The organism is Deinococcus humi, assembly GCF_014201875.1.
In the GTDB taxonomy this organism is placed as follows: domain Bacteria; phylum Deinococcota; class Deinococci; order Deinococcales; family Deinococcaceae; genus Deinococcus; species Deinococcus humi.
The window spans coordinates 142,629-166,040 of record NZ_JACHFL010000009.1 but is presented as its reverse complement, the minus strand read 5'-3'; the positions used below and the strand labels follow the sequence as shown (position 1 = coordinate 166,040).

Annotated in this window: 24 protein-coding genes; 13 read left to right on the top strand and 11 right to left on the bottom strand. The window is 63.8% G+C overall.

Going from position 1 to position 23,412, the window contains the following annotated elements:
* The first annotated feature begins 33 nt into the window (after positions 1–33).
* Positions 34–591, top strand: a complete 558-nt coding sequence (locus HNQ08_RS16595) for a hypothetical protein (protein WP_184134515.1) — start codon at positions 34–36, stop codon at positions 589–591.
* 95 nt (positions 592–686) lie between these two features.
* Here the strand turns inward: HNQ08_RS16595 and HNQ08_RS16590 are convergent, their stop codons facing one another.
* Together HNQ08_RS16590 and gmd are read right to left on the bottom strand one after the other, a co-directional pair.
* A complete protein-coding gene (locus tag HNQ08_RS16590; protein ID WP_184134512.1) occupies positions 687–1,643 on the bottom strand; it encodes a GDP-L-fucose synthase family protein in 957 nt (318 codons plus the stop codon).
* A complete protein-coding gene (gmd, locus tag HNQ08_RS16585; RefSeq protein WP_184134509.1) occupies positions 1,643–2,689 on the bottom strand; it encodes a GDP-mannose 4,6-dehydratase in 1,047 nt (348 codons plus the stop codon). Before gmd ends, HNQ08_RS16590 begins: the two co-directional genes overlap by 1 nt.
* Positions 2,690–3,130: 441 nt before the next feature.
* Here gmd and HNQ08_RS16580 point away from each other — a divergent pair, with 441 nt between their 5' ends.
* Both HNQ08_RS16580 and HNQ08_RS16575 read left to right on the top strand, forming a co-directional pair.
* Positions 3,131–5,842 (top strand): AAA family ATPase, encoded by a 2,712-nt coding sequence (locus HNQ08_RS16580; protein WP_184134507.1) that lies wholly within the window; start codon positions 3,131–3,133, stop codon positions 5,840–5,842.
* Between the two features lie 296 nt (positions 5,843–6,138).
* Entirely contained in the window at positions 6,139–6,894 is a 756-nt protein-coding gene (locus HNQ08_RS16575; RefSeq protein WP_184134505.1) for an NAD-dependent epimerase/dehydratase family protein, read from the top strand.
* Between the two features lie 110 nt (positions 6,895–7,004).
* Here HNQ08_RS16575 and HNQ08_RS16570 read toward each other — a convergent pair whose 3' ends face one another.
* Together HNQ08_RS16570 and dnaB are read right to left on the bottom strand one after the other, a co-directional pair.
* Positions 7,005–7,676, bottom strand: coding sequence for an NUDIX domain-containing protein (locus HNQ08_RS16570; protein ID WP_184134503.1), 672 nt, complete (start codon positions 7,674–7,676; stop codon positions 7,005–7,007).
* Positions 7,676–9,022: a replicative DNA helicase gene (gene dnaB, locus HNQ08_RS16565; protein WP_184134500.1), complete on the bottom strand. Its 1,347-nt coding sequence runs from the start codon at positions 9,020–9,022 to the stop codon at positions 7,676–7,678. The genes HNQ08_RS16570 and dnaB overlap by 1 nt, the downstream gene beginning before the upstream one ends.
* A gap of 442 nt (positions 9,023–9,464) precedes the next feature.
* Here dnaB and HNQ08_RS16560 point away from each other — a divergent pair, with 442 nt between their 5' ends.
* From HNQ08_RS16560 to HNQ08_RS16550, 3 genes are all read left to right on the top strand, one after another.
* Positions 9,465–9,824 carry a prepilin-type N-terminal cleavage/methylation domain-containing protein gene (locus HNQ08_RS16560; protein WP_184134497.1) on the top strand — a complete coding sequence of 120 codons (360 nt, stop codon included), beginning with the start codon at positions 9,465–9,467 and terminating at the stop codon, positions 9,822–9,824.
* A 61-nt stretch (positions 9,825–9,885) separates the two neighbouring features.
* Positions 9,886–10,263: a prepilin-type N-terminal cleavage/methylation domain-containing protein gene (locus tag HNQ08_RS28275; RefSeq protein WP_184134613.1), complete on the top strand. Its 378-nt coding sequence runs from the start codon at positions 9,886–9,888 to the stop codon at positions 10,261–10,263.
* Positions 10,229–11,605, top strand: coding sequence for an O-antigen ligase family protein (locus HNQ08_RS16550; protein ID WP_184134494.1), 1,377 nt, complete (start codon positions 10,229–10,231; stop codon positions 11,603–11,605). The genes HNQ08_RS28275 and HNQ08_RS16550 overlap by 35 nt, the downstream gene beginning before the upstream one ends.
* Positions 11,606–11,707: 102 nt before the next feature.
* On the opposite strand, the gene HNQ08_RS16545 is transcribed toward HNQ08_RS16550, so the two are convergent.
* The gene (locus tag HNQ08_RS16545; RefSeq protein ID WP_229790144.1) at positions 11,708–12,730 is read right to left on the bottom strand and encodes a metallophosphoesterase; all 1,023 of its coding nucleotides are present in this window, start codon (positions 12,728–12,730) and stop codon (positions 11,708–11,710) included.
* Positions 12,731–12,953: 223 nt separating this feature from the next.
* On the opposite strand from HNQ08_RS16545, the gene HNQ08_RS16540 reads away from it, so the two are divergent.
* Positions 12,954–13,262, top strand: coding sequence for a GNAT family N-acetyltransferase (locus HNQ08_RS16540; RefSeq protein WP_229790145.1), 309 nt, complete (start codon positions 12,954–12,956; stop codon positions 13,260–13,262).
* A 3-nt stretch (positions 13,263–13,265) separates the two neighbouring features.
* Here the strand turns inward: HNQ08_RS16540 and HNQ08_RS16535 are convergent, their stop codons facing one another.
* The 3 genes from HNQ08_RS16535 to hisF all read right to left on the bottom strand — a co-directional run bounded on the left by HNQ08_RS16535 (position 13,266) and on the right by hisF (position 15,456).
* Complete coding sequence (locus HNQ08_RS16535) at positions 13,266–13,838, bottom strand: 5-formyltetrahydrofolate cyclo-ligase (RefSeq protein WP_229790146.1); 573 nt, start codon at positions 13,836–13,838, stop codon at positions 13,266–13,268.
* 131 nt (positions 13,839–13,969) lie between these two features.
* Positions 13,970–14,644, bottom strand: a complete 675-nt coding sequence (gene hisIE / locus HNQ08_RS16530) for a bifunctional phosphoribosyl-AMP cyclohydrolase/phosphoribosyl-ATP diphosphatase HisIE (RefSeq protein WP_184134491.1) — start codon at positions 14,642–14,644, stop codon at positions 13,970–13,972.
* Positions 14,641–15,456, bottom strand: a complete 816-nt coding sequence (gene hisF, locus HNQ08_RS16525) for an imidazole glycerol phosphate synthase subunit HisF (RefSeq protein ID WP_184134489.1) — start codon at positions 15,454–15,456, stop codon at positions 14,641–14,643. Before hisF ends, hisIE begins: the two co-directional genes overlap by 4 nt.
* A gap of 413 nt (positions 15,457–15,869) precedes the next feature.
* On the opposite strand from hisF, the gene HNQ08_RS16520 reads away from it, so the two are divergent.
* Positions 15,870–16,307, top strand: a complete 438-nt coding sequence (locus HNQ08_RS16520; protein WP_184134487.1) for a response regulator — start codon at positions 15,870–15,872, stop codon at positions 16,305–16,307.
* A gap of 111 nt (positions 16,308–16,418) precedes the next feature.
* Positions 16,419–17,246 (top strand): DUF72 domain-containing protein, encoded by an 828-nt coding sequence (locus HNQ08_RS16515; RefSeq protein ID WP_184134484.1) that lies wholly within the window; start codon positions 16,419–16,421, stop codon positions 17,244–17,246.
* 55 nt (positions 17,247–17,301) lie between these two features.
* Here the strand turns inward: HNQ08_RS16515 and HNQ08_RS16510 are convergent, their stop codons facing one another.
* On the bottom strand, positions 17,302–17,745 hold the full coding sequence (locus tag HNQ08_RS16510) for a hypothetical protein (protein WP_184134482.1): 444 nt from the start codon (positions 17,743–17,745) through the stop codon (positions 17,302–17,304).
* 36 nt (positions 17,746–17,781) lie between these two features.
* Complete coding sequence (locus HNQ08_RS16505; RefSeq protein ID WP_229790147.1) at positions 17,782–18,993, bottom strand: ABC transporter substrate-binding protein; 1,212 nt, start codon at positions 18,991–18,993, stop codon at positions 17,782–17,784.
* Positions 18,994–19,198: 205 nt separating this feature from the next.
* Here HNQ08_RS16505 and HNQ08_RS16500 point away from each other — a divergent pair, with 205 nt between their 5' ends.
* The gene (locus HNQ08_RS16500; protein WP_184134479.1) at positions 19,199–19,879 is read left to right on the top strand and encodes a phosphatidylserine decarboxylase; all 681 of its coding nucleotides are present in this window, start codon (positions 19,199–19,201) and stop codon (positions 19,877–19,879) included.
* A 95-nt stretch (positions 19,880–19,974) separates the two neighbouring features.
* The gene (locus HNQ08_RS16495) at positions 19,975–20,955 is read left to right on the top strand and encodes a hypothetical protein (protein WP_425321356.1); all 981 of its coding nucleotides are present in this window, start codon (positions 19,975–19,977) and stop codon (positions 20,953–20,955) included.
* Positions 20,956–21,027: 72 nt separating this feature from the next.
* Here the strand turns inward: HNQ08_RS16495 and HNQ08_RS16490 are convergent, their stop codons facing one another.
* Positions 21,028–21,597 carry an Hsp20/alpha crystallin family protein gene (locus HNQ08_RS16490; RefSeq protein WP_184134474.1) on the bottom strand — a complete coding sequence of 190 codons (570 nt, stop codon included), beginning with the start codon at positions 21,595–21,597 and terminating at the stop codon, positions 21,028–21,030.
* Positions 21,598–21,901: 304 nt separating this feature from the next.
* Here HNQ08_RS16490 and pyrR point away from each other — a divergent pair, with 304 nt between their 5' ends.
* Complete coding sequence (gene pyrR, locus HNQ08_RS16485; protein ID WP_184134472.1) at positions 21,902–22,468, top strand: bifunctional pyr operon transcriptional regulator/uracil phosphoribosyltransferase PyrR; 567 nt, start codon at positions 21,902–21,904, stop codon at positions 22,466–22,468.
* Positions 22,465–23,412, top strand: coding sequence for an aspartate carbamoyltransferase catalytic subunit (locus HNQ08_RS16480; protein WP_184134469.1), 948 nt, complete (start codon positions 22,465–22,467; stop codon positions 23,410–23,412). Before pyrR ends, HNQ08_RS16480 begins: the two co-directional genes overlap by 4 nt.

Here is a 23,412-nt window from a genome sequence, read left to right as displayed (position 1 = left end):
GCCGCACCGGGAGATTCGGATGGTGCGGCGGGGGTGACCGTTGGCAGTCCGGCCAGCGGTGCGGAGGTGTCCGGCGCAGGCTTCACGCTCTCGGGCACCGGCACGGCGGGCCAGACCTTCGAGGTCCTGGAATATGGCGTCAGCATCGGCAGCTTTACTGTGGGGGCGTCCGGCACCTGGACGCACGCGGTGCCCGCTCCCGGTGAGGGTGAGAAAACTTATGTGATTCGTTCGGCAGCGGACGAGGAGGTTGCCTCGGTGCCCGTCACGGTGCAGGCGGCTTCTGTCAGTGCCCAGGGAGCGGCCTGCACGCAGCCCCTGAGTGTCAGCCTGGAAGACGGCGAGACGGTCACCGCGCCCTACCGCTTCGGGGGTAAGGGCAGCGGCAGCGCCTACATCGTGACCGTCAAGCGCGGCCGACGCACCGTCGGGCACAAGACGGTACGACTGGGCGCTGGCTGTGGCTGGAGCTTTACCAGCAACCCCGGCGTTCGCGCGGGACGGGCCAGCAGCGTCACCTACGAGGTTCGCCCGGCAGAGGACAGCGCCAGCGACGCGCCGGAAGCGCGCCTGACCGTGAACGTCCGCTAGGCTCCTGACAAGCCACCTGAAAATCAGAGGTCCGTCTTCCCAACTGGGGACGGACCTCCGATTGTTTTGATGTTCTGCCCAGGTTTCAGCTGGTTCTATCCGACCACAACCTCGCCGCGCACCTGACCGCGGTGGGCCAGATACCATTCCACCGTGCTTCGGAGGCCCTCGTCCAGGGCAATGCGGTGGTGCCAGCCCATCGCGTGGATGCGACTGACATCCGTGATCTTACGCGGGGTGCCGTCAGGCTTGCTGGCGTCAAAGGCCAGTTCGCCGGCGTAGCCCACCACGGCCCGGATCTGCTCGGCCACCTCGCGGATGCTCAGGTCCTGACCGGTACCCACGTTGATGGGTCCGGGTTCGGAGACGTGCTGCATCAGGAACAGGCAGGCGTCGGCCAGATCGTCGACGTGCAGGAACTCGCGCAGGGGCGTGCCGCTGCCCCACACGCTGACGGTGGGAGTGCCGGCCTCGCGGGCGTCCACCATCTTGCGGATCAGGGCGGGCAGCACGTGGCTGCCCATCAGATCGAAATTGTCTCCTGGCCCGTACAGGTTGGTGGGCATGGCAGAGACAAAGTCCGAACCGTACTGCGCGCGGTACTGATCGCACAATTCGATGGCGGCGATCTTCGCCACCGCGTAGGCGCGGTTGGTCTCCTCCAGGGGGCCGGTCAGCAGGGCGTCCTCGCGCAGGGGCTGCGCCGCGTCACGCGGATAGATGCAGGTGGACCCCAGGTTTAGCAGTTTCCGGACACCGGTGACGTGAGCCGCGTGGATCACGTTGGCGGCGATCATCAGGTTGTCGTACAGGAACTCGGCGGGCCGGGTGCTATTGGCATGGATGCCGCCCACCTTGGCCGCCGCCAGGAACACGTACTGCGGGCGCTCGGCTTCAAAGAAGGCCCGCGTCGCCCCCTGGTCGCGCAGGTCCAGCTCCCGGCTGCCACAGGTGAGGATATTGGTGTATCCGTCGGCTTTCAGGCGTCGGATCAGCGCGCTGCCGACCAGACCGCCGTGACCGGCGACGTAGATGCGGTCTGTCAGCTGCATCAGAAGGCCCCGGCTCCCTTGAGCGCCACAGTGTGGCCGGCGTCGCGCAGGGTCCGTTCCTGGCGGGCCAGCTCCAGGTCATGGTCCACCATCTCGCGCACCAGTTCCTCGAAAGTTGTTTTGGGGCTCCAGCCCAGCTTTTCGCGGGTCTCGGCGGCGTCACCCAGCAGGTAGTCGACCTCGGCGGGGCGGAAGTAACGTGGGTCAATCTCCACGTAATCCTCGTGGTTCAGCCCTGCCAGCGCAAAGGCCCGCTCGGCGAATTCACGCACGCTGTACGCCTCGCCAGTGGCGATGCAGTAGTCGCGCGGGGCATCCTGCTGCAGCATCATCCACATGGCTTCCACATAGTCGCGGGCGTGGCCCCAGTCGCGCTTGGCGTCCAGGTTGCCCAGGTACAGCTTCTTTTGCAGGCCCATCTTGATTCGGCCCACCGCGCGGGTGATCTTGCGTGTCACGAAGGTCTCGCCGCGCCGGGGGCTCTCGTGGTTGAACAGGATGCCGTTGCAGGCGTACAGGTCGTAGGCCTCGCGGTGATTGACGGTCTGCCAGTAGGCGTAGACCTTGGCCACCGCGTAGGGGCTGCGCGGGTGGAAGGGGGTGTGCAGGCCCTGCGGGGGTGGGGCCGCGCCGAACATCTCGCTGCTGGACGCCTGGTAGAAGCGCATGGGGTTGCCGGTGCGCCCGCCCACGTCGCGGATTGCTTCCAGCAGGCGCAGCGTTCCCAGCCCGGTCACGTCGGCGGTGTATTCCGCCTGATCATAGCTGACCTTGACGTGGGACTGCGCGCCCAGGTTGTAGACCTCCTGTGGCTGTACTTTTTCCAGCAGCGCCCGCACGCCAGAGGCGTCGGCCAGATCGCCGTAGTGCAGGAAAAGACGTGCGTTGGGGTCATGTGGATCGTGGTACAGGTGGTCGATACGTTCGGTGTTGAAGGTGCTGGCCCGGCGGATCACGCCGTGAACCTCGTACCCCTTGTCCAGCAGCAGCTCGGTCAGATAACTGCCGTCTTGTCCGGTGATGCCTGTAATCAGTGCTTTTTTCATAAGTCTTCCTTCGTGCCGCGTCCTGCTCCAGCCGCTGTCCCACTCACTTTACCGGACTCCTCTGGCGGGCGCGCTGGCCCTGTGTGTTCCAGAAGTGTTCCTGACAACGCGTTTCAAAACCGTAAACATCATCTGTAAGTTCCCTGGCAGACCCCTGGGATTACCCTCAGTCCTGGCACAGGTCCTCTTCTTCCGTCGAAGTAGGACGCCATCCGACCGGGCTCCCGGAACCTGACCTCAAGCTGACGGCTAATGAGAAATAATTAACGTGACTCGAGAATCCCAACATCTGCTGGACGGCAGACTGGAAAGAGCGCAAGCAGGTGATGAATCCATTTATTCTGACTCCTCGTTTCCCATGCCGCCCGGCGCCACCCTTAACGCTGGGCCGTTCCGCCACGATGATCGCTTACCGTTGATCACCTCGCACGGAGTTTAGCCATGCTCACCGTACACCTGCTGGGACATGCTCACGTCACCTACAACAATCGCCCGGTGCCGTTATCGGCAAAGGCCGTGGCGCTGATCACGTACCTGACCATCGAGAAGCTGCCCCAGCACCGTGAGCGGCTGGCCGACCTGCTGTGGAACACCCCCGAGGCCCGCAAGAACCTGCGCGTCGAACTGGCCCGGATCCGCTCTGCGGGGCTGAATCTGTTCCCGCTGAGTCGCCAACTGCTGTACCTGGAAAACGTTGAGACGGACCTGAACACCTGGCTGTCGCAACTGGGCACCGAACTCGATCAGGCGGGCTTGGCGCAGTGGCTCTCAACTCTGCGTGGGGTCCCGCTCAGCGGTCTGGAGGATCTTGGCAGCCCCGCCTTCCAGGAATGGATAGACCACCAGCGATGGGTCCTGACCGAGCATATCGAGCAGGTCTTGGGTCAGGCTTACCGGCAATTCGAGCGCAGCGGGAAGGGCTGGGCCACTCGCGCCATTGCCGCGCGCGCCGAAGCCCTGGGCTTTGTTCATCCCGGCGAGCTCTCAGGAGACGACGAGGAGCCAGCTTCGGTCTTCCCGGCTGTGGGTGGGGTGAGGGGAGAAACGAGCCGGGGCGCTCGGAGTGAGCTGTGGCGCGACGACGCATTGGAGACGGACGCAGTCTTTGGTGCTTCTGCTGCTGTTACGGACGGACCATTGCACTTCAGTGTGCCGAGCCGTGAACAGGCGCTACGCGGCAGCCTGCACCGCGCCGCGCAGGCGCCACAGGTGGTGGTGCTGCACGGCCCTACCGGCTGCGGCAAGTCCTACGAGGCTGAAAGGGCGCTGGCTGGGGAACAGTGGCTGGCGCTGCGGGTCAATAACAGCCGTGCGGGCCGCCTGGTGGTGGCGACGCTGGCCCAGACGTTGCTGGCCCAGCCCTTCCTGCTGTCCCCGACGAAGGGCAGCCAGACCACTGTTTCTGGTGTGTCGGCTGAGCCTTATTCCTCTACTGCTCAGCCGCCTGGCGCTCACGCTGACGCTACCCGGACCCTGCAGGACGTGTTGCTGCGCCCCGGCAGTCTCGAAGAGGATCTAGTCAAGGTGGCGACCGTGCTGGCCACCCTGCCACAACCGGTGGCGATTGTGCTCGACCACGCCCACAATGCACCGGTGGAATTGGCCTCGTTGCTGGAGTTCCTGCTTAATGTCCCTGCGGCCTGTCCGCGTGCCCTGATCATGCTCAGCCGCACCCCACCGGCACAGGCCCCCCTCTGCCGCGCCCTGTTGCGCCGTTTCGGTGCAGCCCAGAGTCTGGTGCTGGAAATCACCCCGCTCTCGCTGAATAGCGTGGTTCAGGCACTTGGGACACGCGTCGATCTTGACGGCGTGGCTTTTGGTGCAGACTTGTACGCGCGGGCCGCCGTGATCCTGCAGCGCAGTGGCGGCAATCCCCTGCACTTGCTCGCTCTGCTGGAAGGGGGCGGTCTGCCGCAGCTTGTCCCGGCTCCGACTGCAGGGGCGCAGGACGCAGGTGCGGAGGCTGGGCCGCTTTCGCAGCGCCGCTTGCCCACCACCATTCGGGACACGTATCTGGGCGAGATCGATGGCTGGCCTGCGCCGCTGCGCGAGGCCCTGAGTCATCTGGGGGTCATCCAGGGCGATTTCAGCTTCACGCTGGCCGAGTCTCTGCCGGATGCGGCCCGCTCCAATATCCCGGCGGCAGCGCTGTTGCGGGAGGCACTGGACCGCCGCGCCCTGGTCGAGGCAGAAGCGCCTAGCGCTCTGGCCTGGCCCGGTTTCGGTTCACTGGGAGACGTGACTCGCAGCGAGCCGTGGTACCGCTTTCGGTCCGAGGGGCTGCGGATCGCGCTGGCAAGCCTGCTGCCCCATGCAGAGCGGCAGGCGCTGCGACGCCATCTGGCCGCAGAGTTGGAAACCAGCCAGCCGGGCCTGGCCCTGTACTACGCGGAACGTGCCGGGGCCGATCAGGACGCCGATCGTCTCCGCAAGCTCTACCGTGCCCGTCTGGATGCCGGCAGCCCGCTGCTGCGGCCCATGGTTACGGGCGGTCAGACGTCGGCCCCAGTGGCCACCCGGATGCTGTCGGCACCGATGCTGCCGCCTCACCCGGCTCCCAACGTGGCCGAGCCCCGGCGAACACATGCTGCGGCCAGCGCCGGCGTGACGTGGCAGGGCTACCGACTGGCCTGGGAGCCTGGCGGCTGGCTCAGCGTGCTGAGTCAGGGGCGCTACGGGCACCCGCACACCCTGCGGGTGCATGTGCCGCTGCCCGCTGCCCTGCGGGATGCCCCACGCCTGACCTTGCGGGTGGTGTGGCGACTGGATGTCTTCCACGGTGGACATGAGCTGGGGCCGAATCAGGTGGCCTTCCCGCTGCGCTTTCTCGTTCCCGGCGCTGACGGCGCGCAGGTCCTGACACCTGACGACATGTCCGACTACACCGAGGAAGGCCAGCGGCAGGGGGTCCGGAGCGACGTGATCCTGGGGACCTGGATGGAGCATGAAGTGGTCTTCAACCTGGCGGCGGGACAGCCAACCGAGCGATTGGAAGTGCATGTGCGTGCCCTCGATCTGGCCCTCACTCTCGGGGAACTGACCATCAACGGTCAGCCGCTGCTGCCATTGATGGCAGCCCCTGAGCGGTTGGGTGTCGCCGGAGTGCGGGTGGACCAACCTGCTGTCTCACCCTCCCTGACGGTGCAGCGCTGATCTGGGCGCCGCAGTCTGCCCCGCCAAAAACTTTGCAGGCCAACGTTGCTGCAAATATCTGTCCTGGACCCCCCTTGCCCCCACACGATTAACGCCGTAGTAACGCCGCTTCAAGAACACTGCCCTCACCGCGATGGCTCTGGCAAGACGAGGTCTGCGCCCAGCGTGAAGTGGACCGGAGAGTGCCGGTGCGCCAGTGCATGCCCCACCTATTAAGGACGGGGCGCCACTGTGACAGACCGCTCCTGGCAATGTGCCGGGCACGGCCAAATGTGGGTCAGAGGGTGGGGCGAACGATGCGAATGGGAATTCCGGTGGATGCCAAAATCTACGTGGCGGGACATGACAGCCTGATCGGCGCCGTAGTCTGCCGAAAACTGGAAGAGTTGGGCTATTGGAACGTCCTCACCCGCACCGCCGAGGACCTTGATCTGCGCTGTCAGGGAGCTGTACAGGCGTTCTTCGAATCCGAGCTGCCCGACTACGTATTTCTGGCGACCCTGACTGGTGAACATGTACTCGATGGCCTGCTGCGGCCCGCCGAATCGCTGTACGGCAAGGTCATGATCGCCTCCAACATCATTCATGCCTCGTATCTCTACGAGGTCCGCAAACTGCTGAGCATCATCGACTGTCAGTTCGATTTGCAGACCATGCAATACGAGGCCGATGAATTCGCCATTCGGGCCTATCGGCAGGAGGGCCGGGATAGCGATCAGCTGATGAGGTCGCTGGTGACCGGGCTGTGTGACCGCTACCGCAAGCAGTACAGCTGTGATTTCATCTCGGTGGTCTTCCACATGGAGGGCGTGCAGGACGAACAGGAGGGAGCGGCCCAAATGCCCTTGACGAGTGGCGCGCCTGGCGACGCCTCCTTCGGTCAGATGTCGGTCGGTGGCCCGCGCAGCCTGCAGGAGAGCGCCGCGGTGTGGCAGCGCAATCAGCTCTACGCCGAGGACCCGGCCCACGCCTGCCTGTTTTTGATGGAGAATTTCTCGGCCACTGGACCGATCACGGTCAGGACCGGGACACGCGGCGGCAACGTGGCCTGAACTGGGCCATTTCATTTTCATTCAGGGCGAAGGATCACCCTGAGCTGGACAACAGTGTCCAAGCTCAGGGTGACCTTTTCGGGGCGGGCTCAGCCCGTACGGCGGGCCGCCTACAAATCCGGTTCGTCAGTCAGATCCGAGTCGATGACGTTCACACCGCCCTCGCCCACGCGACGGCGTTTGCGGAGCATGGCGGGTTCCTTGTCCAGATTGAAGACGAAATGGCGTGGGCGACGCTCACGCAACCAGGTTTCCAGGGCGACCAGTCGCGGGCGGAAACGGATGAACTCGCGCAGATGCCGGATCGGCACAAATCGGGCCTCCTGCACATCACGGTCCGGGTCGCGCGGCTCCAGCTTGCCGCTGACCTCGCGACCGGTGTAGAAGAATTGCAAGTGGTGGCCCCAGGTCTGTGCCTTGAACTCCACGATGAACGCCAGATCGCGCAGCTCCACCACCAGCCCGGTTTCCTCGAAGGTCTCACGGCGCGCGCCGTCCTGGATCAGCTCACCGCCCTCCAGACCGCCCTTGGGTAGGGACCAGCGTCCCCGTTCGCGCACCAGCAGGATTTCCTCACCGCGCAGCACGATACAGCCCACCGCAATGCGCGGCCCCTCCACCACGCGTTTCTGCCCGCGCTTGCTGGGCGCGGCGGGCACCGGCACTGCCACCGTGTTGGTCACCTGTCCCGGTCCCGGCGTACTGCTGCCGGGCGTGCGCCGCCGCCGTCGCCTGCGCTGACCGCCCACCGCCGCGTTCTTGACCCCGCCGTCCCCGGTCATCACACGCCCTCCGGCGCGAGATCATTGAAGCGGACGTGCGAACTGTGGAACTGCAGCTTGACGGTGCCCACTGGGCCGTTGCGCTGCTTGCCGATGATGATCTCGGCGATGCCCTGCTGGTCGGTTTCCTTGTTGTAGTACTCGTCACGGTAGATGAACATCACGATGTCGGCGTCCTGCTCGATGGCCCCCGATTCACGCAGGTCACTGAGCATCGGGCGGTGATTCGGGCGCTGTTCCACCGCGCGGCTGAGCTGGCTGAGCACGATGATCGGCACCTCCATCTCGCGCGCCAGTCCCTTGAGACCGCGCGAGATGGTGCTGATCTCCTGCTGACGGTTGTCGCTGCCGCCGTTGCTCTTGCCGCCGGACATCAGCTGCAGGTAGTCGATGACCACCAGTCCCAGCTGCCCATGCTGCGCGGCCATACGCCGCAGCTTGGAGCGCAGGCCGTTGAGGGTCAGGTCCGGTTCGTCGTCAATGACCATCGGGGCCTCGGCTAAGCGGCCCGCCGCGTGCGCCAACCGCTCGAAGTCGCGCTCGTTGAGCTGACCACTGCGGATACGGTTCATATCCACGCGGGCCTCGGAACACAGCATTCGCAGGGCCAATTGCACGCTGGGCATTTCCAGGCTGAAGACCGCCACCGTCTTCTCGCGGCGCAGGGCCACGTTCTGGGCGATGGACAGCGCGAAGGCCGTCTTGCCCATAGAGGGCCTGGCGGCCAGCACGTTCAGGCTGCCCTTCTGTAGGCCCGAGATCTGCTCATCTAGGTCCTTGAAACCACTGCTCACGCCATCCGGGATGCCTTTGTTGGCGTGGAGCAAAGTGATGTATTCGAAGGTGTCGTGTACCACCTCGCCCATCGCCTGGTACTGCTCGCCCTTCTTCTTCTGTTCGGCCACCTCGAAGATCATTTTTTCGGCGCGGTCCAGCAGGTCCTCCAGAGGCAACTGCGCGTCGTAGGCCAGTTGCATAGCTTTACCCGACGCGCTGATCAGCTGGCGCAGCGTGTGCTTTTCCTGCACGATGCGCGCGTAATGCTCCGCATAAGCGGCAGTGGGCACCTGATCTGACAAGCCGATCAGGTAGGTTAGCCCGCCTACCTCGTCCAGCGTGCCCTTGCTGCGGAGGTCTTCGCTGAGGGTCACAAGATCCACCGGCTCGCCGCGCTCCTGCAAATCACGCATCGCGGTGAAGATCTTGCGGTGGCCCTCGCGGTAGAACATTTCCGGGCCTACCGTGTCGCCCAGGTTGGTCATGGTGTCGTTGTCCAGTAATACACTGCCCAGCACGCTGATTTCGGCGTCATTGCTGTGCGGTGGAACGCGCGGCGTGAGTTCCAAAAGCCTGTCTCCTTCGCCCGCTCGTGTCTGCCAGCGCCACCCTAAAGAGCACGGAAGCGCGGCATACACGGGGGTCAATTCGCGGTGTAAATGGGGGTGGGGACGGATGTGCGGTCCCATTCGCCAGAGTGGAGTCTGGCTGAACTGGGGAGCAGCATAGCACTCACCCGTTGTAGGGTCAGCCTGCTTACTAGCTCTTACAAAGACCTTGAAGACGAGGTTCGGCAATAGAGTTAGCGCCCACACAGCTAATTCTGCCGAACATTCCCACCATCTGAATGGTTGCGTTGGCCGCAATCTCGTAAGACTCCTGTTAGAACTCCCACATTAATCTTTGGTCAAGGAAGGACGGGAGACACCCGCACCTGCCGAGCCATCAGTAGGCGGACCGGACCCATAAATAACTTATCCGGCAGGCCGAACGCGCACAAGGAGACCCACCATGAAGAACAACACCCAAGGCTTTACCCTGATCGAACTGCTGATCGTCATCGCCATCATCGGGATCCTGGCGGCGGTTTTGATTCCTAACCTGCTGAGTGCCCGTAACCGCGCCAACGACAGCGCCGTCCAGAGCTTTGTTCGCAACACCGTGACTGCAGTTGAAGCCAACCGCGACTCCGTGACTCAGGCCCTGCCCACGCAAACCAACTGCGCCACCTTGCAGGGTGTGAGCGCTCCCACTGGCATGACAAGCTGCACCATTACCTACGACACCACCAAAGACACCTACACTATTGCCGCCGTTTCCAAGACGGGCAAGAACTTCGGCTACAACGGCAAGGAAATCACCGGCAGCTAAGTTCCCACAAACTTGAAGGCCCTCACCTGCTTGGTGGGGGCTTTTCCTTTTAGGAAGACTTATGAAACGAGCCACTGGCTTCACTCTTTTAGAATTGCTCATAGTAGTCGGTGTACTCGCACTGTTGATGACCGTTTTGACTCCTACACTTGTATCGGCGCGCAATAGGGCAAATGACGCCGCAAGCTCCATATATATTAGGAATTGTGTAAACTCTCTCGAGTCTATCAGAAATGGATTAACAGGTAAATTTGATGTTGCTCCTAGCACCTGTCACGATAATGCCCTCGGTGAAGCGCGTTTGGTACCTTCCGCCTCGGTAATTAGTTCATCAATTAGCATCGATAGCACACGGAGCGACTACCTCATCACTGTGAAGAGCAAAACAGGAAAGGTCTTCAAGCATGACGGACACACGTTTATTGCAGACAATGGCTAATTCAGGAATAAGCAAACGTTCTCAATTCTTTCTTCTTCTTGCACTAATCATCCTTCCGCTAATCATTAATCCAGAACTTACACTGTCCTTCGACGATGTCTATCTTCAGCCAAAGATTGTCTGGGTTTACGGAGCAGTGCTGCCTGCCGCTGGACTGCTCATCTGGTTAGGACGTAGCTCTCTAAAAATGAAAGAGGCCCGCCCGCTTTTGCTTTTGTTGGCGATCTTTTTGGGTTGGCTGGTGATCAGCGCATTGCTCACTGGCAATCGAGGAGTTAATTGGTGGGGGCCACAGGACCGGGCAGATGGCGTGGTTATGCATACCGTTTACGTGGTGGTGCTGCTCGGCGGGTGGGTACTGGTCCACCAGCTGGGGATGCGGGCGCGGCTGTTGACTGGCCTGACGGTAGCGGGAATCCTGCTGGCGTTGTGGAGTCTTGCGCAGCAACTCGGTCTGATCGGCGTAATCGGTGAGGGAGCCATCCAGGGCGTCGTCGCCACCCTAGCAGGCGGACCAATGGGCCAACGCGGTTACATGGGTGGTTTGCTGGCGTTGCTTCTACCACTGGCGATCATCACAGCAGGACGAACACGAATGCGGTGGTGGGCGTTTGCAGGCGTTGTCCTCATGACGTGGGCGTTGGCTGGGGCCTATACACGCGGAACCTGGCTTGCGGGTATCGCCGGGGTCGGCTGGCTGGCAGTCTGGGGCTGGCGCATCCTTCCCAAACAAGTTTGGCTGGCGGTCCCACTCGGACTTTGCCTGTTCGCAGGCACACTTGCTTTGCGAGAACCTGTCCGCGACTTTAATGGAGCCAAAGGTCTGCTGGACGGCAGTCAACGGACTGTCCTCTGGAACTCTGCCCTTTATGGCATCGTACAGCGCCCTATTTTCGGTTGGGGAGCTCCAGGCGTCTGGCGGGCTATGGCTGCCCGTCCCACAAGCGAGCTGTTGCGGGAACAGGAGGTCACAAACGTTGTGACCGCACAGCGCCTCCCTCGATCCACAGACGAAATTCCTGCTATTGCTGTGACGCTCTCTGATGGCAAACGCGTTGTTGTGCGCACACCGGTCAACAAAGTTCACAACGAATACCTAGACTATGCCCTGACATATGGCATTCCGGCCGCTCTCATGTTCACGGTTCTGCTGGGCTGGGCAATCTGGTCTGGCAGAAGATTGGCACCGGCACTTTCAGCTGGGCTGGTGGCTTATGCGGTGTATCTGTTGACTTGGCCGGAAATTATCCGCTTTGCACCCATTGCCTGGTTTATGATGGGTATTTGTCTGGCATATGGAAAGCAATCCAATTCTTCTCTCACTGTGAAAGAGAATCCTTAGATCACCCTCAATTGCCTGTTATCGCAGATCTGATGCAGCTAGCGCTGAGCACCAGTAATGGCTCGTAGTCTGGTGGTATTGGATTTGTAGCAGTGTTCGATGTCACTTCTGAATTACCTGTGACCAGCTCATATTGACCATTCCATCCGCTGCTACTATATAAACTCGAATAGTAAGCATCTGCGGGGTCAGATCTAACCACAGAAATCCTGGCTGGTCATAGAACTCAGCCACAGCAGCCCGAATGCCCACTTTAGACCCCTCTATCTTCCCCGCTGCGCCAGAAACTGCGGTCCAAGTACCAGGGCATTCGGACTGGGGGGCAAAAACCTCCAAGGCATGATCGTGACCGCTTAGCAACAGGTCTGCCTTGCCACAGGCCAAACCGTAAAGATCGCGCACCGCATCCCCCCTCTGGAAGGCGAAGGGCAGCCCATCGTAACTTTCGGCGTCCCCATGCTTGCCGTTGGAGAACAGAGGATGATGGCCCAGCACGATTTTCCAGCGGGCGGTGCTGTTTCCCAATGCCTGGCTCAGCCACGCGCGTTGTGCCAGGTCCCACGGGCCGCCAGGGCGCTCGCTGGCGCGGCGGACGGGCAGGTAGGCGGCTAGCGGTGAGGTATCCACCACGAAGAACTCGGCTAGGGTGTTCACGGGGGCGCGGTAAGTGCGTCCTGGCATCACCCACTGCGGATTGAGCTTGCTGTAAGCGACCTGTGCTTCTGCACCCCGCGCGTCCGTGCCGTCGCCGCCGAAAAGGCCGCTCTCGTCATGGTTGCCTGGCACCATCAGGAAGGGGATGTTCAACGGGCCGTACACGTCGGCAAAGCGGGTCTTGAACAGCGGCGAGTCCGCCGCTCGCGGTCCTGCTGGGTAGAAATTGTCGCCCAGGCCGATCCCCACGTCACAGGCCTGCGCCGCGCACACGGTTTGCATGGCCGCCGCCACCCGCTGCTGTACCTCCGTCCCGGTCCCCTGATCGCCCATGACCACCACCCGCAGTCGCTGTGGATCGTAAATGGTCAGCGTCGCGGTGAGGTCCGGAAGAGGCTGAACCGGGCCGCTGATGGCAGGAGCGCAGGCCGTCAGGAGCAGGCCCAGCAGTGGCAGAAGGGGGCGCGGCATGCCCGCATGGTACAGAGGGCGGAGGTGTTCGGGCGACATGGCCTCAACGGATAGGAATGCTTGTTCATTCCGGTGTTCCCTCTGACTTTCCCGCTCTGCGCCCCATGCTGCTCGATATGGGTTTTGTAGAAGACGAGGCGGCGCTGGAAGACCGTTTTCTGGATTTCTGTGGCGGTCCAGCCTATACCGTTTTTGTCGAGGAAACGAAGACATTAGTTACGCTGTGCTGCACGACTACGGGCCGCACCTGCGTTCCGGCGACGCGCACCGCACAGCCAAGCTGGATGATCTGTATGTGTCTCCAGGGTGGAGGCGACGGGGCGTGGCCCAGCTGCTGATGGAAGCGGTCGAGGACTGGGGGCGGCGGCCCCTGCGTTATATCTTCTGGTACGCCAACGCAGGTGAGGCAGGCGCAGCCTACTGGGCCATGGGTTACCGTTCCGACGACGCTGGACAGGAAGGCTTCCTTTTCTTCGAGATTGACCTGGGCAATCCGCTGACCCGGATCCCACATCCGGAATGCGGTTCGTGAAGTTCAGGATTTTGTGCGCCTGAGACCGCCCTCCGTTGCCAGCCACGTCACTGGACAGTCATGGTTTTCGGCGGGTAGCCCCGGCACAATCAACGCACTGGCAATCACGCCTATCGTCAACCCCTGAAAGGAGGGGAGAAGGCGGTCATAGAAACCGCCCCCGTAGCCCAGACGGACGCCCTGCGTGTCGAAGGCGAGGCCGGGCAACAACACGGCGTCCACATCGCCCAGTGGCACTTCAGGAGCGTTGGCAGGCGGCTGGAGCGCCCCAAAGCGGCTGGGCTCGGTGGCCGTGTCCCAGGGATGAAGCGTCAGCCTGGGGGAGGGGCGGAAGCGGGCGCGTGGGGCCAGCAATTCAAAGTCGTGGGCCAGCGCCGAAACATCAGGTTCGCCGGGTAGAGCGCGGTAAGCCAGCACGCGCCGTACGCCCTCGCCGTGCAAGAAGGCCAGAAGCTGCGCTGAGATCGCCGCCGAGTGATCGGGCAGTTGTTCCCTCTGACCGCGGGCCCAGGCCCGCCACTCACCCTTGTCCCAGTGGAGCATGTCTGTGGCGTTGCCTTCCGGAAGTGGCATCATGGCCAGAATTGCAGAATGGCAACAAAAGTGGAACGCGTGCCTCCCCAGGTGGACACGCGCTCCTGAACAGCCATATGCGGTCGGCGCGCGTTTGGATCAGAGGAGGGCTTCATTCTTCCCTCACTGTGTCTTCAGCCTGCCTCTTTCGGCCCCTTCAGGCCACTTCGGCCCTCGCGCCCCTGCAGGACGGCAGCCACGTCGCCGGGCGAGACGCCCACCTCGGCCATTGCAAACAGGGTGTGGAACAGGAGATCGGCCACCTCGGTCGCCAGCTCGACCCGGTCATTGTTCTTGGCAGCCAACAGCACCTCACCGCTCTCCTCGCTGATCTTCTTTAAGACCCGGTCCAGGCCCCCCGCGTGCAGGCGGGCCACGTAACTGCCCTCCGGCAGCGTGGCAAGGCGCTCCGAAATAGTGGCATAAACGCGTTCCAGTGTGCCGTCCAGGCCAGTCTTGGAAGACTGTTCTTCCAGCAGCGGCGTATGGAAGCAGGAATAGTCCCCGGTGTGACAGGCCGCCCCGGTCTGCTCCACGCGGTAAAGCACGCTGTCGCCGTCGCAGTCAAGGGACACTCCCAACACGCGCTGGGTATGGCCGCTTGTTTTGCCCTTGATCCACTGCTCGCCGCGTGAACGGCTGTAGTACGTGGCCTCGCGGGTCTGCAGAGTGCGCTCCACGGCTTCCCGGTCCGCGTAAGCTTGCATCAGCACCACGCCGGTCCGTGCATCCTGCGTGACCACCGGAATCAGGCCGTCCGCTCCGAATTTCAGGGCTGAGAGGTCCAAGGTCTGTTGTTCTGCGCTCATCTGGCTCCACCTTCCAGTACGGCTGCTGGAATCGCCGTGTCCTGCCACTCTGGCCGCACCGCCACGCCGTGTCCGTGCAGGTACGCCTTGACCTGAGGCACCGTCAGTTCCCCAAAGTGAAAAACACTGGCCGCCAGGGCCGCGTCGGCTCCGCCGGTAGTCAGAACGTTGTAGAAGTCCGAGAGCTGTCCGGCACCGCCTGACGCGATCACCGGCAGGTCCACGGCCCGGGCCACGGTGCGGGTGGCCTCCAGATCGAAGCCCGCCCGGGTCCCGTCGGCGTCCATGATGTTCAGGCAGATCTCGCCCGCCCCCAGCGTCTGCCCGCGTACGGCCCATTCCAGCAGATCCAGCCCGGTGTCGACCCGCCCACCCCCGCGGAAGACATTCCAGCCTGTCCCGTCCGCCCGGCGTTTGGCGTCGATGGAGAGCATCACGCACTGCGCGCCATGGTGGTCACTCGCCTCGCGGATCAGTTCCGGGCGGGTCAGCGCACCGCTGTTGACGCTGATCTTGTCTGCCCCGGCCATCAGCAACTGCCGGAAGTCTGCAAGGGCGTTGACGCCGCCGCCCACCGTCAGGGGCATCATGACCTGCTCGGCCACCCGCGCAGCCACGTCCAGCATCAGGCCACGGCCCTCATGGGTTGCGGTGATGTCGTAAAAGACCAGTTCATCAGCCTGCTGCTGCTCATATGCCTGTGCCAGCACCAGCGGATCGCCTGCATCACGGTGGTCCTCGAAAAAACGGACGTTCTTGACCACCCGGCCATTCTGCACGTCCAGACAGGGAATGATGCGCTTGCTCAACATGTCCAGAGTTTACGCGAGGGCGTTGCCCCCAGCGGCGTGGCATCTACAGGGGTACGCGGCGTCCCCTGACCGGCTCAGCAGTGGGGACTAGGACATAGGGCAGACTCTGCACGCCGTTGCTTGCCGCTCTCGCGAAGGTCAAGACGCCACCGCGTCTCTAGTACACTAGTTAGCTCGGATGAGAGCTTCCTCATCATTGTAATTTAGTTGAGAAGTTGTCAATGCGGCGATTTGCGGAAAATATCACTTTTGGGTGTCCTTCATGAAGTCCTGAAAACTTTAAGAATCCTTCATCCTTCATGCTAAGCTGGGGGTGTCAGGTGGCTCCCTCAGGCTGCGCCAGCCACCGTTGATTGTTCCCGTTCTGGCGGGAATAACGATTTTCCGGCCCGCCCACTGTTCTGGAGAACGCCGTGAACACGCACCGAATTCTGCTAGTGGATGACAATCCAAATGATCTGGAACTGGCCCTGTCTGCCATCGGCGACGGAAAAGTGGGCGAATCCCAGGCCGAGGTCACCGTGGCTGGTGGCGGCCAGGAGGCTTTAGGGCTCCTGCGCTGCGCCGCCCGGAACAGCAAGCCCCTGCCGGACCTGATCCTGCTGGATCTCAAGATGCCGCAGATGGACGGTCTGGCCGTGCTGGACGCTATCCGGGCCGATCAGGATCTGCGCGATATCCCGGTGGTGATGCTGACCACCAGCGGCGAGGACCGCGACATCCGCGACTCCTACGCGCACGGCGCAAGTGCTTACGTGATCAAGCCGCTGGACTTTACCCAGTTCAGCGAGGCGATGCAAACCATTCAGGCGTTCTGGACCAACCTGAACCGGCATCCTCGCCTGTACTGACTGGCGTGAGCAGGGAAAACCCGACGTTGCCGCACGTTTTCGTTTTGCTTCTGTCTTGAACCCACCTTTATCCCCGCGCCCCATAGTGGATCTGCGCCGTACCCTGAACCCATGCGCGTATATCTCGGCTGTGGCGGCTACAGCAATGACGACTGGACGGCCCCTGGCCTGATCTACGAGGGCGTCAAGAAGGACGCTTATCTGGACGCCTACGCCCGTCATTTCGATGCGGTGGAGCTGAACAGCTCGTTCTACGCTATCCCTGGCCTGAAAGCTTTCGAGGGTATGGCCCGCAAGTCGGGCGGGCGCACCCGCTTTGCCGTCAAGCTGCACCGGGTCTTTACCCATGACCGCGCCCCTGCAGACGCCGACTATGACCGAATGCTCCAGAGCCCTGCACCGCTCCGCGACGCGGGGCTGATGGGGCCGTATCTGGCGCAGTTTCCGTACTCGTTTCACCGGACCGCCGACAACCGCAAGTACCTGCTGGCACTCGCTGAGCGCTTCGCCGGGCACGAGCTGGCCGTGGAACTGCGCCATGCCAGCTGGGACAAGCCCGAGGTCCGGGAGGGTATGGGCGAGTTCGGCCTGATTTGGGTTAGCCCGGATTACCCACCTGTGGGCGGGATGCCTGAGCCGCAGGTGCACGTCACCGGGGACGTGGGTTATCTGCGTCTGCACGGGCGCAATGAGGGCAGCTGGTGGGAGGGCAAAAGTGCAGCCGAACGCCACGACTACCTGTATAACCGTGCCGAGATGGATGAATGGGCCGAGAAGATCGCGCTGGTGGCCGAGGACCTGTCTGAGCTGTACGTGTTTTTCGAGAACACCACCAAAGGCCATGCCCTTAAAAACATTCCCATGCTGCGCGAGGCCCTGAACGCGCGCGGTGTGCCCGTGGCGACACCTGATCCGGGAGACGACGGGCGACTGCTGTAAGGGTTCCGCGATTCAAGCTGCAAGGTCACCAGCAGCCGTCTCAGCTGACATCAATCTATTTTTTGTCGCCTTGCACCGCTTTGAGGTTCGGGCAATTCAGTTCGCCGCGCAACGTCAGCGCCTCTACCACCGACTGGGGAGGCAGGGCGCCCTCCACCTGACTCTCTGCGCCCAGCCGCAGCGGGCCGCCGGGAGTGGTCAGAATTGCCTCTGAACGCAGACGTACGGCGCGTTCCACGCAGGCGGCGTCCATGAAGTCCAGGACCACCGCCCGCTTGAAAATCCCGTCCGAGATGGTCAGCGTAACGGGAGCGGCAGGATAAGCCGCCAGCGTTCGTGCCGAGCGCGCCTGCACGCTCAGTGCCCCGGTCATGGCCGCCAGCAACGGGAGCAGAGCCGCCAGTCCCCACACGATACCTGCGCGGGCCGCCGGACGGGCCAGCAGGACCAGCAACACGCCTGCGAAGGCCAGGGTCAGCAGCAGATACAGGACGCTCATCGAGCTGTAGTGTAGCGGGCGCCCAAAGGCGGGGCGTTACTTTAGTGCTTGCCGCTGGGCCTCGTCCAGGGCGGCCCTGGCACTCAGCTTGCCGTTGGTGGCCCCGTTGATCGCGTCTTCCAGCAGCCGGGTCCAGCCCGCGTAGGCGGGGACGGCGGGACGCGGTACGGCGCGGCTCAACTGGGCGTGGGCGGCGCGCAGTTGTGGGTTCTTGGCATACCAGGCCTCCAGCAGGGGTGTCACCGCGCGGCGGGGTGGCGCGTAGGCGGTGGTCTGCACCCAGTTTGCCAGCCGCGTCGGCTCGTTTAGAAATTGCCAGAAGGCCAGCGCGCCCGCCTGGGCCGCCGCACTGTTGCCGCGCGGAACGCTCAGGGTGGCTCCGCCCAACGGCACGGTGCAGGCGCCTGGCTTCTCGCAGGGAAAGGGGGCGATGCCCAGGTCAAAAAACGGCAGCTTGCGCGCGTCGGTCCAGTTGGCGACACTGGCGAGGGCAAACACGTTCTGACCGCGCGCAAAATCGAAGGCGGCCCGGGTGGCGTCGTTCAGGGTGCGGGGCTGGGCGGTTTTCGCGGCGCTCATGCGGGCCAGCTGGGTCAGGGCTTCCACAGCGTCCGGGCTGTTCAGGGACGGTTTTGTGCCGTCCACCAGCGCGCCCCCGCGCGACAGCACATTGGCCTCGAAGGTCCAGGCATCGGCCAGCGCCACCAGCGGGCGTCTGGATCCACCTGCGAGTCTGGCGGCGGCGGCTTCCAGTTCGGTCCAGGTGTCAGGGGCCTTGATCCCAGCCTTTTTCAGCGCTCCGGCGTTGTACATCAGCACCGGCACGCTGATATTCCACGGCAAGCCGTAGGTCTTGCCGCCAAACTGGCCCGATTTCCACACCGCCGGGTAAAAATCGCCGGTCAGGCTGTCCGGCAAAGCGGCCACCGCCTGTCCCAGGTCCAGCAACTGCCCATCCGCCGCCAGTGTCGGAAATTGCGTAAACTCCACCTGGGCCAGCGCCGGGGGTTTTCCGGCCCTGATGGCCGCGTCCAGTTTGGGCTGCATTTCGCGGTAGTTGCCCTGCGCCACCGGCACGATCTCGTAGGCGCTCTGGGCTTTGTTAAAGGCCGCCGCATAGTCGCTCACCGTGCCCTGCACGCCGGTCATGGCATGCCAGAATTCCAGACGCAGCGGCGCAGCGCTGGCGGCGCTGTTCAGCAACGCGGCGGGGAGCAGCAGGGCAGAGAGAGGAAAGAGACGGCGCACCCCCGGAGTCTAGCGGCTGGGGCTGACGGGACTTTGAAAGTTGGCCCCCATGGCTGGGAGCTTTTGCGGGAATGGTGTGATAAGGGAGCACCAGACAGGTGCCAGCGGCGAAAACAGGACACATGGGTTCGTCTGCGCTGAAGTCTGGCCCACTCCCACCAAACACTGAAGCTGCGCATGGGGTCCAGCCCGCTAGACTGCCCCCATGCGTCTGCGCCGTCTGCTTCTCCCGATTGCCGCTGGAACCGCCGCGTGGTACTTGCGGAGCGTTTACCGATTCCGCGATCCGGTGCGCGTACCGCCGACCCAGCCGGGCGCGGTGATCAGTCCCGCCGATGGCGTGGTCAGTTTCGTGCGGCGCACTGAGGGCGGCAAGGTCCAGAGCGACGCGCTGAACGCCGCCCTGAAGGTCGAGGACCTGCTGGGTGCGGCGGTGCAGAACGGCTGGCTGATGGGCATCTTCGTCGGGCCGCTGGACGTCCATTACGTGTATCAGCCAGTGAGCGGTCAGGTCACGGACGTGCAGCACATCGGCAGCCGCAGCAACGCTGCGCTGCTCGGCCCGGTCGAGGCGCTCTCCATGCTGGCCGGACAGCCCACCGACCTGCTGGCCGGACGCGGCACGCTGGAAAACGAGCGTCTGAGCGCCGAGATCAAGGGTGAGGTAGGCCAGGTCGCGGTGACCCTGGTGGCCCCTGGCGCGGGGCTGCAGGCCACCTCCTACCTCAAGCCGGGAGACAGCGCCAGTGCGGGGCACAAGGCCGCCTTCCTGGCCGAGGGCGGCCTTGTGGTGGTGCACGTTCCTGCCGAACTGACCCCGCAGGTCAGCGTGGGCGAGCGCGTGACGGGCGCGCAGACCGTGATCGCTTCCGGCAGCCACATTTAAAGAAAAGCTCAGTCTGGCCAGTGCCAGCAGCGCCTGCCTGGGCCGTCGGACGGTCACGTTGCCTGGCACGCGCTAGACTTCTGCGCTGGCCCGTTATGTTGGGTCTGAGAGGAGGGGAAGAAGCCGTGCCGTCATCTGAATCAGCCAAACACACGGACCGTCACCCGCCCGAGCGCCAGTCGCCCGAGCGGGTGGGTGAACGGCTGGTGGCGGACCGCAAGGTGCGGGCGGTGGCGCAGGCGGGCAGTTACGGCACCGAACTGGCCTGGGTGGGCAGCCAGCCCACCTTCGTGACCTTCGAGCGTGACCTGCTCTCGCCGCAGCCCGAGACGCGCGCCGGCGTGAGTGTGGAGCGTTTTCCTTTCGAGAAGCTCGAAGCGTGGCGCGACTGGGACGTCGCCCGCGCCGAGGCTCCCCTGGCTCTGCTGGCGACGGGCCGGGTGCTGTATGACCCCACCGGAAACTACGGGCGTATCCAGCGGACCCTGTGGAACTTGAGCGCCTCACAACGGGCCGCCTACCGTGCCGAACTGCTGAATCTGGCCGCGGAGGGCTTGACCGCCGCCCGTGCCGCCCACACCGGGCCGGGCCACGGCGTGCAGGAACAACTGCTGGCCCTGGCCGACGCCCGTGAACTGTCCTTGAACCTGCTGTACCCGGCCCTGCTGACCCACCTGCACCTGTGGCCCGAATTCGAGGTCCGGCTGCCCCATGCGTGGCGCGCAGCGGCGGGCCTGCGTTTCCCCAAGGCGATCTACCGACTGGAACAGCTCTACGCTTTCGGCGGTCAGGAGGAGGCGCGGCGGGCATTGCTCGCCACGCGCGGGCTGGGGCTGCTGGCACAGGAGCGCCGCGCCCGCACCGCCTACACGGCGGGCTACTACGATGGGGCGCTGCGTTACCTGCGCGACGAGACCGCCCGTGCCCACCGCCCCGATCTGGCCCGCTGGGCCAGCCTGTCGAGCGCCCGCCGCGAGAAGCTGGGCACCTTGCTGGGCGTGACCCGCGCCCCCCTCGGTCCCGCTGCGCTGAATCTGGTTGAGGAACTGCTGGAAGCCGTAAGAGACGGCGAGTAGAGAACACACAAGGGCAGAGGCAAGGCCGGGACAGATAAATCCCGGCCTTGCCTCTGCTCCTATAATCCCGGCTCAGGCGCTCTGTGCTTTGCCTTTCTGGGCACTCGACTGGCCCTTATGGGCCGTCATGTCGGCTGCCCCGTCCGTGATGGCGTCGCGCTTCTGGTCGTTCTGTCCGCCACTCTGTACGGCGTCCAGCGTTCTGGAACCGTTGGACTGGGTGTCCTGGCCGCCGCTGCGGACGCTGATGCTGCGCTTCTGGGCAGCCTCGCTGCGGGGCACGCTGAGGGTCAGGGTGCCGTGGTCGAAGTCCGCCTGTACCTTGCCCAGATCGTACTTGGCGGGCACGCTGAAAGTCCGCACTAGGGTGCCGTAGGCACGCTCGACGCGGTGGGCCGTGCGCCCCTCCGTGCGGTTGTATTTGCGCTCGGCCTGCACGGTCAGGGTCTGGCTCTCGGCCTCAATCTGGATGTCCTCTGGCTTCACGCCGGGCAGATCCAGAGTCAGTTCCAGCCCCTGCTCGTCCTCGTGAACGTCCACGGGCGGGGCGAGGCGGACATTGCCGCTCATGCCCTGGCCAAAGGCGCGGTCCATGCGCTGGGTCAGTTCTTCAATGTCGCGGAAGGGATCGAATCGCATCATGTCAAAACCTCCTTTGAGTGAGGGCGGGGGTGGAACCATCCACCCGGACCCATCTGTTCCGTATCCTAAAATCTGAGCCGAGTGTTGTCAAGTTTAGTGCGCCTTGAATTTCTGTTCAGATTGCTGCGGCGACCTGCTACACTCCTGGGCGGCAGAGAAACGGCTCTGGCTTCGCCCCTCTCTCGGCAGTCCTGTGAGGCTGCGCCCGCCCCGTGAGGCAGGAGAAGGAGTTCGCAATGATCATGTTCGCAACAGGCCCTCGGCACGCGCTGAGTGGCGATTTTTTTGTGTGGGGTTTGGCCGTATGAGTGGTCCCAAGGCCATCATCCTCAGCGACGATGAGACGCGCCGCGCCCTCACCCGCATCGCCCACGAGATCGTGGAACGCAATAAGGGTGCGGACAAGCTGGCCCTGATCGGCATCCACACGCGCGGCATTCCGCTGGCGACCCGGCTGGCCGCCAAGCTGTCCGAACTGGAGGGCGTGGACGTGCCCACGGGGATGCTCGACATCACCCTGTACCGCGACGATCTGAGCGAGGTGGCCCACCAGCCGATCATCCGCGAGACGCAGGTGCCCTTCGACATCTCGCAGCGCCGCGTGGTGCTGGTGGACGACGTGCTGTACACCGGACGCACTGTGCGGGCCGCGCTAGACGCGCTGATTGATCTGGGCCGCCCCGCCGGAATCCAGCTGGCCGTTCTGGTGGACCGGGGCCACCGCGAACTGCCGATCCGCGCCGACTACGTGGGCAAGAACCTTCCCACCGCCAGCAGCGAGGTGGTCAAGGTCAAGCTGCATGAAACCGACGGCGGCATGGACAGTGTGGAACTGTGGGACCTGACGGACCTGAAGGCGGAGTTGAAGTGAGCGCCCCAGCCTCCGCCCGGACCCCCCGGCCCCGGCACCTGCTGGACTTTCAGGACTGGTCCCCGGAACGCCTCTCGGCCATTCTGGACAACGCCGACACCATGTTGCAGGTGCTGGACCGGCCCGTGAAGAAGGTGCCTGCGCTGCAGGGACTGACCGTCTGCAACGCCTTTTTCGAGAACTCCACGCGCACCCGCACCTCCTTCGAGCTGGCCGCCCGCCGCATGAGTGCCGACGTGCTGACTTTTGCAGCCGGGAACAGCAGCGTCAGCAAGGGCGAATCGCTGCGCGACACCGTGGAGGTGCTGACCGCCTACAAGGTGGACGCCTACATCGTGCGCCACCACGCCGCCGGGGCCGGGCATCTGGTGGCGCGCTACAGCGGCAAGCCAGTGATCAACGCCGGGGATGGCCGCCGCGCCCACCCAACCCAGGCGCTGCTGGACGCCTACACGGTCCGCCAGGAATTTGGCAGCCTGACGGGCAAGCGGGTGGCGATTATCGGCGACATTCGCCACAGCCGCGTGGCGCGGAGCAACGCCGAACTGCTGCCCAAACTGGGGGCCGAGGTCGTACTGTGCGGCCCGGCCACCCTGCTGCCCGCCGATCTGGCCGCGCTGCCGGGCGTGACGCTGACCAGCGATCCGCAGGAAGCGGTGCGCGGCGCTCACGCGGTCATGGCCCTGCGCCTGCAAAAGGAGCGCATGAGTGGCGGGTTCCTGGGCAGCCTGCAGGAATACGCCGACGTGTATCAGGTCAACGAAGGGTTGATGGCCGAGGCCGAGAGCGGCGCCATCGTCCTGCACCCCGGCCCCATGAACCGCGATCTGGAAATCAGCGGCGAGGCGGCAGACGGCGCGAGGAGCCGCATCCTGCAACAGGTGGAAAATGGGCAGGCCATTCGCATGAGCGTGCTGTACCACCTGCTGGTGGGCCGCGACTGA

Bases quoted from the DNA above. Each gene is read 5' to 3' on its own strand.
- pyrR (WP_184134472.1), top strand. From the start codon at position 21,902: ATGAGTGGTCCCAAGGCCATCATCCTCAGCGACGATGAGACGCGCCGC.
- hisIE (WP_184134491.1), bottom strand. From the start codon at position 14,644: ATGAGCGCAGAACAACAGACCTTGGACCTCTCAGCCCTGAAATTCGGA.
- HNQ08_RS16570 (WP_184134503.1), bottom strand. From the start codon at position 7,676: ATGACCGGGGACGGCGGGGTCAAGAACGCGGCGGTGGGCGGTCAGCGC.
- HNQ08_RS16490 (WP_184134474.1), bottom strand. From the start codon at position 21,597: ATGATGCGATTCGATCCCTTCCGCGACATTGAAGAACTGACCCAGCGC.
- HNQ08_RS16500 (WP_184134479.1), top strand. From the start codon at position 19,199: ATGCGTCTGCGCCGTCTGCTTCTCCCGATTGCCGCTGGAACCGCCGCG.
- HNQ08_RS16590 (WP_184134512.1), bottom strand. From the start codon at position 1,643: ATGCAGCTGACAGACCGCATCTACGTCGCCGGTCACGGCGGTCTGGTC.
- HNQ08_RS16515 (WP_184134484.1), top strand. From the start codon at position 16,419: ATGCGCGTATATCTCGGCTGTGGCGGCTACAGCAATGACGACTGGACG.
- HNQ08_RS16580 (WP_184134507.1), top strand. From the start codon at position 3,131: ATGCTCACCGTACACCTGCTGGGACATGCTCACGTCACCTACAACAAT.
- HNQ08_RS16510 (WP_184134482.1), bottom strand. From the start codon at position 17,745: ATGAGCGTCCTGTATCTGCTGCTGACCCTGGCCTTCGCAGGCGTGTTG.
- HNQ08_RS16535 (WP_229790146.1), bottom strand. From the start codon at position 13,838: ATGATGCCACTTCCGGAAGGCAACGCCACAGACATGCTCCACTGGGAC.
- HNQ08_RS28275 (WP_184134613.1), top strand. From the start codon at position 9,886: ATGAAACGAGCCACTGGCTTCACTCTTTTAGAATTGCTCATAGTAGTC.
- HNQ08_RS16550 (WP_184134494.1), top strand. From the start codon at position 10,229: ATGACGGACACACGTTTATTGCAGACAATGGCTAATTCAGGAATAAGC.
- hisF (WP_184134489.1), bottom strand. From the start codon at position 15,456: ATGTTGAGCAAGCGCATCATTCCCTGTCTGGACGTGCAGAATGGCCGG.
- HNQ08_RS16560 (WP_184134497.1), top strand. From the start codon at position 9,465: ATGAAGAACAACACCCAAGGCTTTACCCTGATCGAACTGCTGATCGTC.
- HNQ08_RS16575 (WP_184134505.1), top strand. From the start codon at position 6,139: ATGCGAATGGGAATTCCGGTGGATGCCAAAATCTACGTGGCGGGACAT.
- gmd (WP_184134509.1), bottom strand. From the start codon at position 2,689: ATGAAAAAAGCACTGATTACAGGCATCACCGGACAAGACGGCAGTTAT.
- HNQ08_RS16545 (WP_229790144.1), bottom strand. From the start codon at position 12,730: ATGCCGCGCCCCCTTCTGCCACTGCTGGGCCTGCTCCTGACGGCCTGC.
- HNQ08_RS16495 (WP_425321356.1), top strand. From the start codon at position 19,975: ATGTTGGGTCTGAGAGGAGGGGAAGAAGCCGTGCCGTCATCTGAATCA.